Annotated in this window: 10 protein-coding genes and 1 pseudogene; 5 read left to right on the forward strand and 6 right to left on the reverse strand. The window is 61.0% G+C overall.

Annotated features, from left to right (window positions below):
* Positions 1-85: 85 nt before the first annotated feature.
* The 6 genes from HYI44_RS16220 to HYI44_RS16245 all read right to left on the reverse strand — a co-directional run bounded on the left by HYI44_RS16220 (position 86) and on the right by HYI44_RS16245 (position 7230).
* Positions 86-1624: an APC family permease gene (locus tag HYI44_RS16220; protein WP_225569893.1), complete on the reverse strand. Its 1539-nt coding sequence runs from the start codon at positions 1622-1624 to the stop codon at positions 86-88.
* A 212-nt stretch (positions 1625-1836) separates the two neighbouring features.
* Positions 1837-2859, reverse strand: coding sequence for a heme-dependent oxidative N-demethylase family protein (locus HYI44_RS16225; RefSeq protein ID WP_122840679.1), 1023 nt, complete (start codon positions 2857-2859; stop codon positions 1837-1839).
* Between the two features lie 18 nt (positions 2860-2877).
* Positions 2878-3846: a PDR/VanB family oxidoreductase gene (locus HYI44_RS16230; RefSeq protein WP_225569894.1), complete on the reverse strand. Its 969-nt coding sequence runs from the start codon at positions 3844-3846 to the stop codon at positions 2878-2880.
* A complete protein-coding gene (locus HYI44_RS16235; RefSeq protein ID WP_225569895.1) occupies positions 3843-4445 on the reverse strand; it encodes a dimethylamine monooxygenase subunit DmmA family protein in 603 nt (200 codons plus the stop codon). Before HYI44_RS16235 ends, HYI44_RS16230 begins: the two co-directional genes overlap by 4 nt.
* Positions 4446-4678: 233 nt before the next feature.
* Positions 4679-6106: a sigma-54 interaction domain-containing protein gene (locus HYI44_RS16240; protein WP_122840676.1), complete on the reverse strand. Its 1428-nt coding sequence runs from the start codon at positions 6104-6106 to the stop codon at positions 4679-4681.
* Positions 6103-7230 carry a PAS domain-containing protein gene (locus tag HYI44_RS16245; protein WP_122840675.1) on the reverse strand — a complete coding sequence of 376 codons (1128 nt, stop codon included), beginning with the start codon at positions 7228-7230 and terminating at the stop codon, positions 6103-6105. The genes HYI44_RS16240 and HYI44_RS16245 overlap by 4 nt, the downstream gene beginning before the upstream one ends.
* 298 nt (positions 7231-7528) lie before the next feature.
* On the opposite strand from HYI44_RS16245, the gene HYI44_RS16250 reads away from it, so the two are divergent.
* From HYI44_RS16250 to HYI44_RS16270, 5 genes and pseudogenes are all read left to right on the forward strand, one after another.
* Entirely contained in the window at positions 7529-8416 is an 888-nt protein-coding gene (locus tag HYI44_RS16250) for a Dyp-type peroxidase (RefSeq protein ID WP_225569896.1), read from the forward strand.
* 134 nt (positions 8417-8550) lie between these two features.
* Positions 8551-9303, forward strand: coding sequence for a GntR family transcriptional regulator (locus HYI44_RS16255; protein WP_122840673.1), 753 nt, complete (start codon positions 8551-8553; stop codon positions 9301-9303).
* Positions 9300-11045, forward strand: a complete 1746-nt coding sequence (locus tag HYI44_RS16260) for a fumarate reductase/succinate dehydrogenase flavoprotein subunit (RefSeq protein ID WP_225569897.1) — start codon at positions 9300-9302, stop codon at positions 11043-11045. The genes HYI44_RS16255 and HYI44_RS16260 overlap by 4 nt, the downstream gene beginning before the upstream one ends.
* 26 nt (positions 11046-11071) lie before the next feature.
* Positions 11072-11317 carry a ferredoxin family protein gene (locus tag HYI44_RS16265; RefSeq protein WP_007946457.1) on the forward strand — a complete coding sequence of 82 codons (246 nt, stop codon included), beginning with the start codon at positions 11072-11074 and terminating at the stop codon, positions 11315-11317.
* 147 nt (positions 11318-11464) lie between these two features.
* Positions 11465-12870 (forward strand): annotated as a pseudogene (locus HYI44_RS16270) (ABC transporter substrate-binding protein).
* The last annotated feature ends 72 nt before the right edge of the window (positions 12871-12942 follow it).

Here is a 12942-nt window from a genome sequence, read left to right on the forward strand (position 1 = left end):
GACGTCAACGATGACGAGGGCTGCCTGAATGCACGCGGCGCTCTCAGGTCCATCGCGAGCAAGCTCGCTCCTACAGGGGTTGTTGTTAAATTGAAGGTCTGTTGATCGCCGCAGCGGACACATCAGCAGCCTTGGCCGGCGGCCTGGAGAACTTCCATGCATCGCCTGCAGGCGCTGTGCCCTTGTCGTACGGTTTGCCGAGCAACATGTAGACCAGGCCGGCACCCATCACGACCAGGGTGGTCAGGATCATCGAATAGTTGATGAACCACGGCGCATCCGGCGAGCGCGGCCAGACCATATTGATGATCGCGCAGACGCCATAGATCAGCGCGGCGAGGTTCACCCACAGGCCCCAGGCGCCGAGGGTGAACTGCCCGTTCGGACGCCAGCCCTTGGCGCGGGCGATCAAGGCCGCAATGACGATCAGCTGGAAGGCGACATAAATACCAATGGCCGCGAAACCGACGATGGTCGCCACCGCATCGGCCATGAACATGCCGAGGCAGACGATGCCAGCCGGCACCAGGCCGCTGATCAACAGGGCGAACGACGGCACGTGGTTGCCCGACAGCCGCTTGAGCAGCGAGCTGCCGATGATCATTTCGTCACGGGCATAGGCAAACAACAGGCGGCTGGCGGCCGCTTGCAGGCTCAGTACGCAAGAGATGAACGACACCATCACCACCGCCATCACCAGGCGCGAACCCACCGGGCCGAAGGCGTTGGCCAGAATGGTCGCTACCGGGTCGGTGTCTTCACCAGCGAGGACCTTGGCCATGTCAGGCACCGACAGGATCAACGCCAGGCAGGCGAACATCGCCGCCGCACCACCGATGTAGATGGTCATGCGCATGGCTTTGGGAATGCGCTTGCCAGGGTTTGGCGTTTCTTCGGCGACATCGCCGCAGGCCTCGAAGCCGTAGTACTGGAACAGGCCGGCAAGCGATGCCGCAAGGAACGCCGGCAGGTATGAACCGTTGACTTCGAGATTGAAGGTGTCGAACAGCACGCTGAACGGCTGGTGCCGTTCAAAGATCAGCAGGTAGCCACCCACCAGGATGGCGCCGACCAGCTCGCAGAGGAAGCCGAACATCGCCACCCGCGCCAGCAGCTTGGTGCCGACCAGGTTCAGCGCGGTCGACAGTGCAATGATCGTCAGGGCGATATAGATATTGGCCTCGGGCCCCGGATTGAAACCCAGCATGATGGCCAGGTAAGGTCCCGCACCGACTGCGACGCCGGCGATGGTTGCACACAGCGCCCAGGCGTAAACCCAGCCGACCATCCACGCCCAGCGCTTGCCCACCAGACGGCGCGCCCATGGATAGACCCCACCGGAGATGGGGAACTGCGAGACGATTTCACCGAAGATCAGGCACACCAGCAATTGCCCGGCGCCGATCAGCAGGTACGACCAGAACATCGGCGGGCCGCCGGCGGCCAGGCACAGGCCAAACAGGGTATAGACGCCGACCACCGGTGACAGGTAAGTGAAGCCCAGGGAAAAATTCTCCCACAGGCTCATGCTCCGATTGAAATCCGAGCTGTAGCCGAGGGCGCGTAGTTGTTCCGTGTCCTGATCGGCGCTGCTGCTTGCACGCGTGTTGGATGAGCCACTCATTTTATTTCCTCATTATCAATGGCAGTGGATTGCGGTGCTGGCGGGTTGGCCCGCCAATTATTGGATACCTCGAACCTGTGGGAGCCAGCCTGCTGGCGATGGCGACTTCAAGGCAGCCATCGCCAGCAGGCTGGCTCCCACAGGGGCTCCCACAGGGGCTCCCACAGGGGCTCCCACAGGGGCTTCCACAGGGGCTCCCACAGGGGCTCGCGTCAGGGTTTGGCTTCGGTGTCGTACTGCGAAAGCCATTCCACCGCTGCATCGCGATAACGGCTGAAGCCCTTGTAATCGACCAGTTGCTGGTTCAAGTCCCGCAGCACCCGGTGCATGCGCCGCGCCCATGCAGGGTTGGTAGCGATGTCCTCGAGGCTAAGCAGGTAAGTACGAATCGGAAACACGATCGCGTTGCTGCGAGGCAGGCGGTGCAGTGGCTGTAACTCGATGCGCAGGTACACCAGCTTGCCGGCGTTCTGTGCCGTCACGATGGTGCGGTCCGGTGCCCATTCCGGCAGGCTTTCGGCGGAGACTTCCAGGCGCGGGTTGACCGTCAGTGACCAGTTCAGGCGACGCACCGGATGCCCGGTGCGCAAGCGCAACAGGAACTTCAAGGCACGGTCCAGCATGCCGATCTCCTTGACCAGCGGCACCGGGCCGTGGAATTCCTCCCAGCTCATGCCCAGGTTGAAGCGCAGTGAGTAATCGGCACGTTGGGTGGCGATGCCGGCGCCCCAAAACAGCGTGCCGTCGCGTTCTTCCTGCAACACCCAATCGCCCTGGGCCTGGCGGGTCACGTATTCCATCGGCTCGTAGGGCAGGGTGGCCGGATCGCCGAAGGTGAAGTGGTCATCAATGTCCAGCAGACGGTTGGTCCAGTGCCACTGGCGGCCCTCGCGCTGCAGGCTGAAGTACTGCGGATAATCGCGGGCGTAGGACTCCATGATCAGTTCCAGCAAGTCCCACTGCGCCTCCATCATGTGAGGAGCCGAGACGTAGTGCATGCCTGGGTCTTTATCCAGGGTGATCGCCCGGTCCTTGCACTCGCTGATGTAATGTTCGTCGATGTCGAAAGCAGCGCGGAACGCGCCATCGCCTACCGAGACATGCGGCTCGAGATTCATCGAGTACATGTAGTCGTCATCAGGGAATGGGAAGGGCGCACGGGCGATGGTTTCCGGGCTGTTGGCGAAGGTGTAGTCGTCGCGGTAGGTTTCGTCGGGATTGAATTTAATATTCATTTTTATGTTTTCCGTCGATCAGAGGTCGATGACCAGGCGATTGCATTTGGCGCGGGATACGCAGGGCATGATTTTCTTGCGGCTGGTCTTGTCCTCATCCGACAGCCAGTCATCGCTGTGGAGCAGCTCGCCATCAAGTTCCAGTACGGTGGTTTCGCAATGGCCACAGGCGCCGCCACGACACAGGTAAGGCATGCTGTAGCCAGCGGCTTCTACTGCTTCGAGCATGGTCTGGTCGGGAGAGACCTCGATGGTCGTGCCGCTACGGCCGAGGGTGAAACTGAAAGCTTCGCCGCCGCTGCTCTGCTCCAGGAATCGCTCGAAGTGCACATGGCTGTCGGTCCAGCCCAGTTCCCGGGCGCACGCCAGCGTGGCGTCGATCATGCTGTCCGGGCCGCAGACGTACACGTGGCTACCCAGCGGGCGGTCGGCCAGGACCCTACCGATGTCCATGCGCGAGTCGACCCCCTTGCAATACAGATGCACCTGTTCGCCATAGGTGGCCTGCAATTCCTTGCCAAGTTGTGCATGCGCTTCGCCGCGCACCGCGTAATGCAGTTCAAAAGGCACCTTGCTCAGGCGCAGTTCCTCCAGCTGCGAGATGACCGGTGTAATGCCGACGCCGCCCGCGATAAAGATGTGCAGCCGCGCCTGCTTGATGAGCGGAAACAGGTTGACCGGTGGCGTCACCTCGATCACATCCCCTTCGCTGACATCGTCGTGCAGCGAGACCGAGCCGCCACGACCGTTGTCCACCCGGCGCACGGCAATCTGATAACTGCTGGTGTCGTACGGCGAGCTGAGCAGTGAATAGGGGTTGCGCAGGGTGTTCTGCGAGTGGGCGATCAGCACCACCACGTGGCTGCCACCGGAGAACGCGGGCAGGTGAGCGCCGGTCGGCGACACCAGGGTGAAGCGCTTGATTTCCGGGGTTACCGCTTCGATGCGGGCTACGCGCAAATTCAATGTGCCGTTGTTCTGGCTCATGTGTCGAGCTCCTCGGCTTCGGGCAATTCACCCGGGACTTCAGCATCGGCCTTGACCGCCTGAAAGGCGGCCAGGCGACGGGAATAATGATCTCGCACCACCAGCGTCACGCCGCATCCAGGGCAGTCGTAGACCCGTTGAGTGACGTTCTCGGTGTAGGTGTCGCAATGCACGCACCAGACCCGGCGTACCAGGGTGCCGGAATGCTCGCGTAGCACTTCGTCGCGATTGAGGTCGAAATGCGTGGCCACTTGCATGGCGCTGCCGAGAAAGCTTTCCGAGCCGGCGAGGTACAGGCGGGTGCCCATGCGTGCTTCGCCGAGCAGGGTCCTGAGTGCTTCGATCAGCGCCTGATTGGACGAGTGCACGTGCAGTGGAAGCTGCGGATGCTGCTGTAACTGGCCGAGGAAATCCTGCCCGGAGAAGGACTCCTGGGAATACAGCAGGGTGATGGGGCCCGCAGATGCGGCCATCTCGTCCAGTAATCGCAACATGGCGCGCCCACCACTGCCTTGGCCGGCGATGATGTGGTGCAGACCGCCTGGCAGCGGTTCCAGCCGGTCATAGACCGGTCGGCTTTTGATCCCGGTGATCAACATTTTTATTATTCCTCCTGGCTACCGGCGCGGCGGTAAAGCCGGCCTTGTGCAAAGCCCAACGATGGTGGGTTGCAGATAGCAGGAGCACAGGTCGTGCCAGTTATATAAGTCTATGAATCCAAAGGAATATGTTGTTTGGTGAAGAAAAGTGGAAGGCAAAAGTAACTTGATATGTATGCGTTTCCGCAGCGCTTGCAGGTGAAACAGCTCCTCTACGCTGCAAGGTTTTCAAATCACTCGCGCTGCAACTTGCGAATCAACGTGCCAATGTCGATACCCAGGTGCACCGCCGCTTTGCGCTTGCTGCCGCAAAGGTGCACCGCCCGGAGGATCACCTGGCGTTCGAAATGCTGGACCTGCAGCTTGAGGTTCTGCTGCGCATCCTCTTCGTCGGCCAGTCGGGCATTCACTGATTCCCGAGGGCGCTGCGGTTCGAGCATTTCGGCAGGCAGATGATGTTCCTGTGCTTCATCATCGGCGAGGACGGCCAGGCGCTCGAAAATGTTCACCAGCTCGCGGATATTGCCCGGGTAGTCGTAGCTCAGCAGCCGCTTGCGACAGCCCGCTGAGAGGCTCAGGGATGGTTCACGGTCTCCATTGATGCGGCTGAGCAGAATGTCGATCAGGAAGGGCAAATCATCACGATGCTGGCGCAACGGCGGGATTTCCACCGGCAGCACGGCCAGGCGGTAGTACAGGTCGGCACGGAACTCGCCCAGGCTGACCAGGTGTCGCAAATCCTTGTTGGTGGCGGCAATGACCTGCACCTGCACCGATTTGCTCAGGGGCGAGCCGACCGATTGAATGGTGCTGTCTTCGAGAAATTTCAACAGCTTGGCCTGGACGTGCAGCGGTATCTCGCCGATCTCGTCGAGGAACAGCGTCCCGCCGGCAGCCGCTTCGATATAGCCTTGCTTGCCGCCCGCCAGCGCGCCGGTAAAGGCTCCGCGTTCATAACCGAACATCTCCGATTCGAACAGGCTCTCGGGAATGCTCCCGCAATTGACATGAATGAACGGCCGATCGCCCCAGCCCGCAGCTCGGTGTATGTGTCGGGCGATCGCAGTCTTGCCCACTCCTGGTTCACCCAACAGCAACAGGCGCGCGCGTCGACGGAAGGCGCGCACGCCAGTGTCGGCGATGCCTGAGAGCTGTGGGGACAGATGCAGCGCGTTATCTTGCGGGTCGCGCAGGCCGTGGGATTCAACCGGCCTGGCGCCCAGGGACGCTCGGCGTTGCGGCTGGCTGCCGTCAAAATCTTTCTGGGTCAGCATGCGAAAAGGCTTTTCATAAGCCCCGGTGGGAATCGCATGGGTGCTGCTGAGCAGCACGCGGCCCTCTCGGGAGCGCGTCAAGGCGCTATTGCCGCCGCGATGGAGCGCCGCTTGCAGGTCGTCGTAGTTGAGTGCAGAGCGCTGGAAAAACTCACTGTCCGATAACCCGATGGCCTGCTGTTTGGACAGTCGATTGACCCGCTCGGCGGCCAGGTTGAGAAAGCGTACGCGGCCTTCGCCGTCAGTCACGATGAGCGCCTCGCTGAAGCTGTCGAGGAGGGCGTGCAGGGCCGGGGTCTGCAGTAACGCGCCGAGCACTTCGCTGCTGACATTGACCGAGGAACGCATGCCCATCTGCAGGCTGGGTGGCAGGTTCGAGTCTTTCATGGGTGCAACTCTTGGGTGCGCACGCCCTGGCGCTGACGGAACACTGCAACGCGCCAGGCCACGCCTTCGCGAATCAGGATGCGCGAACAGTGCACGTCGAAGTCCGGCGCACGCCCACTCAGATCCGGCAGCGGCAGACGGTGCCAGGTGCGTTCCGGCAGTGCGTTATCCAGCAACAGGCGAGCGATACCCGCGCCGTTGGTGATGCCGAATGTCTCTTCAAACACTGCGTTGCGCCATTGCGGCTGCAAGTGTTCGTCAATCACCAGCACGGCGTCCGGTACCGCATCGAACACTCGGCGCAGCGCATCTATGCGTTGTTCTGCATCGTGTTGCATGCGCAGTTCCTGGCTGACATCGCGAATGCTGCCCCACATGCGTAGCAGGTGCCCGTTGACGATGGTTGCGCGCACGTCGTTCTCGACGTAGGCGGGCGATCCGTCATGGCGGCGATCCACGGACAAGGCGCAGTCGACGCTGAATCCGGCTTCGATCAGGCGCCGCACAAATTCCTCGTTGGCCGGGCTGCGCGGCCAGTAGAGCCGGACTGGTTGCTGGTTGAAATCGACATCCGACGGCATTTCGTAGACGTCGGCCATCGCGCGGTTGCACAGGCGCCAGTGCGAGTCGTTCTCGAAGACCTGTCGCACGATTTCATCGGGCGAGTTGTTGATGTCTACCGCCTCAGCAAACTCGATGCACCAGTAGGCCACCTTGGCGCTCTGCAGCATCTGGCTCATCACTTCATTGGCGTTGTGCATTTCCCGCAGGCGATGACCCAGTGTGCCCAGCGGTATGTTCAATAAGTGCAGGCAGGCCGGCTGAACCTCACGCCACTGCAGCAACCCGCTGGCAATCACGTGCAGCAGGCTGCCGTTGTGGCGGATCAGGGTCAGCTCAAGGCTCTGGACCAGCTCGTCCGCAGGCGGGTTGGCGAACAGTGCGCGCAGGGTGCGAACCGATTCGACGCTGTAGAGGTGTTCGATCGGCTGGTTCAAAGCGTCTTCCGGCGAGTAACCCAACTGGTCGCTCAAACTGGCGGACAGGCTCACGAGCAGCCCGTCGGCACTCAGGGTGCTGGTGCAGGGCGGCGCCTTGTGGGCCAGCAAATTCAGGATATCCATGGCGAATCGGCTCGGGTTGGCTGAGGGTCTCAAAAGCAGGGCACATCGCATGCCAAGCAGATCTTTCGTAGCACCTGGAGCAGTTGTAGCAACTGCAGCAGATGGAGTAGCTGTACAGCGTGTGCTCCCACAATCTTTGGCAGCTGCACAAAAGTGCTGCGATATTGCAGCACGTTTAGCATTTTTACAGCGATCAGGCGACGAAGCGGGCATGCGCAGATCCCGCTCTACATGAAAAAACGCATGTGTATACGATCCAGGACCCCGGTAAACTGCGCTCCTTTTTCAAGGAGTCGATATGAGTCACTACCAGCCGGGCATCCTCGCCACCCCCGTTCCGCTGCAAGCCCGTCATCTGTTCTTCGCGCTGGTGTCCGTCGAAGCCCTGCCGGCTGCGCTCGACAACCTGATGCAACTGGTAGACGGCAAATCTGCCGTAGTGGGCTTTGGTGAGTCCCTGGCCATGGCACTTCACGCCCGTATCGATGGCCTGCGGGCATTTCCGGCGATGACCGGCGTAGGCGTCGACAACCCGTCGACCCAGCATGCGCTGTGGTGCTGGCTGCATGGCATCGACCGTGGCGAACTGCTCAATCGCAGCCAGGCCATCGAAGCGGCACTGGCTCCGGCGTTGCGTCTGGTGCAGATGAATGAAACTTTTCGCCACCTGACCGGCCACGACCTGACCGGTTACGAGGACGGTACGGAAAACCCCCATGACGAAGCGGCCGTGGCGGCGGCGTTGCTGGGCGAGGGCGCTGAGGGCCTGGTCGGTGGCAGTTTTGCCGCGATCCAGCAGTGGCAGCACGACTTGAAAGCTTTTCGCGCGTTGCCGTCCCATGAGACGGACAACATCATGGGCCGGCGCCTGAGCGACAACGAAGAACTGGACGATGCGCCAATCTCTGCTCACGTCAAACGCACCGCCCAGGAAAGTTTTGCCCCCGAGGCTTTTGTGGTGCGTCGTTCCATGCCCTGGATTGAAGGCGACCGTGCCGGCCTGATGTTCCTCGCTTTCGGCTTCTCCTTGGACGCCTTCGAAGCCCAGCTGCGCCGCATGAGCGGCCTGGAAGACGGCGTCACCGATGGCCTGTATCGCATCAGCCGACCGATCACCGGCGGCTACTACTGGTGCCCGCCGCTCAAGGACGGCCACCTCGACCTGCGCGCGCTGCGCATGGGCTGACACCGGTTGGCAGGGTGAAGGAGCAGGCGCCTTCACCTGAAACTGCCGACTAACCTTATACCCAAACGTTATTTCCCAGCCGCAAATCAGCTCGATATGATCTTGTCATAACTCGTTATAACAAGTGAATGTCCATGACTGATAACGTCCTCTCCCTTGGCAGCGTCCCGCTGCACACCCAACTGCGTGATGTGCTGCGTGCGCGAATCCTCGACGGTGAATATCCGCAAGACAGCCAGATGCCTTCTGAAAGCGAGTTGGGCAACCTGTTCAAGGTCAGCCGCATCACGGTGCGACAGGCTTTGGGCGATCTGCAAAAGGAAGGGTTGATCTTCAAGATTCATGGCAAGGGCACGTTCGTGGCCAAGCCCAAGACCTTTCAGAACGTCAGCACCTTGCAGGGCCTGGCCGAATCGATGACCGGGCGCGGCTATGAGGTGATCAACCGCTTGCGCAGTTTCAAATTCATCGGAGCCGACAAGCTGGTTGCCGAACGCCTTCAGGTAGCCGAAGGCGACATGGTGGCGCAGATCAAGCGGGTGCGGCTGATCAACCGTGAGCCGATCTCCCTGGAAATCACCTATCTGCCCCAGGCCATTGGCGAGCGCCTGGAGAAGGCCGACCTGGTGACCCGCGATATTTTCCTGATCCTGGAAAACGACTGCGGGCTGTCGCTGGGGCATGCCGACCTGGCTATCGACGCGGTGCTGGCTGACAGCGACCTGACCCAGGCCCTGGGCGTGGAAGCCGGCTCGCCGATCATGCGCATCGAGCGCCTGACCCACGATGCCGCTGGCCGCCCCGTGGATTTCGAACACCTCTACTACCGCGGCGATGCCTTCCAGTACCGCTTGCGAATCGACCGGCAAAAAGGGGATCAGGCATGACCCACAGTTGCGAGAACAGAAATACCCTTGAACAGGAATACGACATCGTCGTGATCGGCGGCGGCACTGCCGGCCCCATGGCGGCGATCAAGGCCAAGGAGCGTAACCGCGACCTGCGGGTGCTGCTGATCGACAAGGCCAACGTCAAGCGCAGTGGCGCCATCAGCATGGGAATGGACGGTCTCAACAACGCGGTCATTCCCGGGCATTCGACGCCGGAGCAGTACACCAAGGAAATCACCATTGCCAATGACGGCATCGTCAATCAGGCGGCGGTGTACGCCTATGCCACCCACAGCTTCGAGACCATCGAGCAACTGGACCGTTGGGGCGTGAAGTTCGAGAAGGACGAAACCGGTGACTACGCGGTGAAGAAGGTCCACCACATGGGCGCCTACGTACTGCCGATGCCGGAAGGACACGACATCAAGAAGGTCTTGTATCGCCAGTTGAAACGCGCGCGGGTGAGCATCACCAACCGGCTGGTGTGCACGCGCCTGCTGACTGACGCAGAGGGCGCGGTCAACGGGGTGATGGGGTTCGATTGCCGCACGGCCGACTTTCATGTGATCAAGGCCAAGGCGGTGATCCTCTGCTGCGGTGCCGCCGGTCGCCTGGGGCTGCCGTCCTCGGGCTACCTGATGGGCACCTACGAAAATCCGACCAATGCCGGCGACGGCTACGCCATGGCGTATCACGCAGGCGCCGAACTGGCGAACCTGGAATGCTTCCAGATCAATCCGCTGATCAAGGACTACAACGGTCCGGCCTGTGCCTATGTCACAGGTCCCCTGGGCGGCTACACCGCCAACAACAAGGGCGAGCGGTTCATCGAGTGCGACTACTGGAGCGGACAGATGATGTGGGAGTTCCACCAGGAACTCGAGAGCGGCAATGGCCCGGTATTCCTCAAGCTCGATCACCTGGCCGAGGAAACCATCCAGAACATCGAAGAGATCCTGCACAGCAACGAAAGGCCCAGCCGCGGCCAGTTCCACGCTAACCGTGGCACCGATTACCGCACGCAGATGGTTGAGATGCACATCTCGGAAATCGGCTTCTGCAGCGGTCACTCGGCGTCCGGGGTCTGGGTCAACGAGAAGGCCGAGACTTCGGTGAAGGGGTTGTACTCGGCGGGTGACATGGCGGCCGTGCCGCACAACTACATGTTGGGCGCATTTACCTACGGCTGGTTCGCCGGCAACAACGCCGCAGATTTTGTCGCCGGGCGTGATTTTTCAGTCGTCGATGCCGGGCAGGTCGAAACGGAAAAACAACGGGTCTATGCGCCTCTGGATCGCACACACGGCCTGCCACCGGCCCAGGTTGAATACAAGCTGCGCCGATTTGTGAATGACTACCTGCAACCGCCCAAAGTGACCAAAAAAATGCAGATCGGCCTGCAGCGCTTCAGCGATATCCAGCGCGACCTGGATCAGATCAAGGCACACAACGCCCACGAGCTGATGCGTGCGATGGAAGTCAGCATGATCCGCGACTGCGCCGAAATGGCCGCCCGGGCTTCGTTGTTCCGCGCTGAAAGCCGTTGGGGGCTGTACCACCATCGGGTCGATTACCCGCAGCGCAATGACCGCGACTGGTTCTGCCATTGCCACCTGAAGAAGGGTGAAGACGGCTTGATGACCAGTTTCAAGAAAGCCGTGGAGCCCTACATCATTCCACTCGACGCCGAAGAGTTGCAGGCCTACGACAAGTTGCGGGTCGGCGCTTACGCCGCCTGACAATCAATACCAGGAGAGTCCGAACCATGGCCTATCAACCCCAGGAAATTTTCTTCCGCTCCAACGCGCCGGTGACCGTCGACGAGGACCTGTGCATTGCCCACAAAGGCTGCACCGTATGTGTAGACGTCTGCCCGATGGACCTGCTGGCGATCAATCCGGCGACGCAAAAGGCCTACATGGCGTTTGATGAATGCTGGTACTGCATGCCTTGTGAGAAGGACTGCCCGACCGGGGCGGTGAAGGTCGAGATTCCCTATCTGTTGCGCTAAATCCCAATCATTGTGGGATCGAGTACAGACAACGTGTAAAGCCATCCGGCCACCCCCGGACGCTGGATTAAACCACCCCTCGTTTCCCACCGCGCCCTGATCGTGGCGGAGACGAATATTCTATAAATGATTCGAGGGGACACACCCATGTTATTGCGTGCAGCGGTTGCCGGTCTGGTACTGGCTTCATTGACCCTGTCGGCCTCGGCCGAAACCATCCGCATTGCCATCGGCACCCAGGACACCACGATCAATTGCGCCGCTGGCGGCCTGCTGATTCGTGAACTTGGGCTGCTGGACAAATACCTGCCTCGGGACGGCCAGTACAAGGACACCCAATACGAGGTGCAGTGGAAAAACTTCACCAGCGGTGCGCCCCTGACCAATGAGATGGTCGCCGGCAAACTCGACTTCGGCGCCATGGCGGATTTCCCCGGCACCTTCAACGGGGTGGCGTTTGAAGCCGCTGGCAAGCACAGCCTGTTCATCAGCGTGTTGTCGGGCAGTATCAAAGGCAGCGGTAACGGCATCGTGGTGCCCAGCGCGTCCAGCGTGCAATCCCTGGCCGAGCTCAAGGGCAAGACCATCTCCGTACCGTTCGCCTCGACGGCCCACGGCATGTTGTTGCGAGCGGTGGCGGCGCAGGGCTGGGATCCGCTCAAGGACGTGAATATCATCGCCCAGCCGCCGGAGGTTGCAGGTTCTGCACTGCAGGCCGGGAAAATCGATGCCCATGCCGACTTCGTGCCCTTCGCCGAACTGTTCCCGAGCCGGGGCTTTGCCCGCAAGATCTATGACGGTGCGCAAGCCAATGCACCGACCTTCCACGGCGCCCTGGTCGATCAGGCCTACGCGAAAAAGTACCCGGAAATCGTCGTGGCTTACCTGCGGGCGAGCATTGAGGCCAACCAGCTATGGCCGCAGAGCCGGAGAAGTACAGCGAGTTGATCGCCAAGGTCACCGGCGTCGATGCCGAGGTCAATTACCTGTTCCACGGCCCGCTCGGCGTGCAGACTCGCGACCTCAGCTGGAAGCCGGAATATCGTCAGGCGGTCGGCACGGCCATCGATACGCTCAAGCTGCTGAAGAAGGCGGATCGCGGCCTCGACCTCAATACGTTCATCGACGACCAATACATTCGCGCCGCGTTCAAGGCGTCGAACCTGGATTACTCCGCCCAGCTTGGCAATTACGCCCAGAGCCCGTTGAAGGCAGTGGATGCAGCGAACGGCCAGGTCATCACCGACTTCAGTCACGTGGCCGAGATCTGGGTGCGCGGTGAACCCAAGGTTCGCCAGTATGCCTCGGCGCAGACAGCGTTCAGCGCATTGGCGCAGTTGAAAGCCGAGGGCAGGAACATCCGCGCGGTCTATGCCCAGGCGAGTGACAGCGGGATCAAATTGCTGGCGGACCAGGCGTGGTTTGCCAGCAACGCCAAGGGCGAACTCAGCGCCTTCCTGCTCAAGGGCCAGGCCCAGCAATACGCCACGGCCCAGGGCGGCAAAGTCCTCGACTTCACGGATGCCACCACCCAGGCGGTTGCTGCCCGGTAATCAAACTGGAATGCGGTCAACGTAGGAGCTGCCGAAGGCTCCGGCAGCTCCTGCGGGAGGCGTGTCGCCATT

Source organism: Pseudomonas sp. Y24-6, from assembly GCF_020295325.1.
Classification (GTDB): Bacteria; Pseudomonadota; Gammaproteobacteria; order Pseudomonadales; family Pseudomonadaceae; genus Aquipseudomonas; species Aquipseudomonas gregormendelii.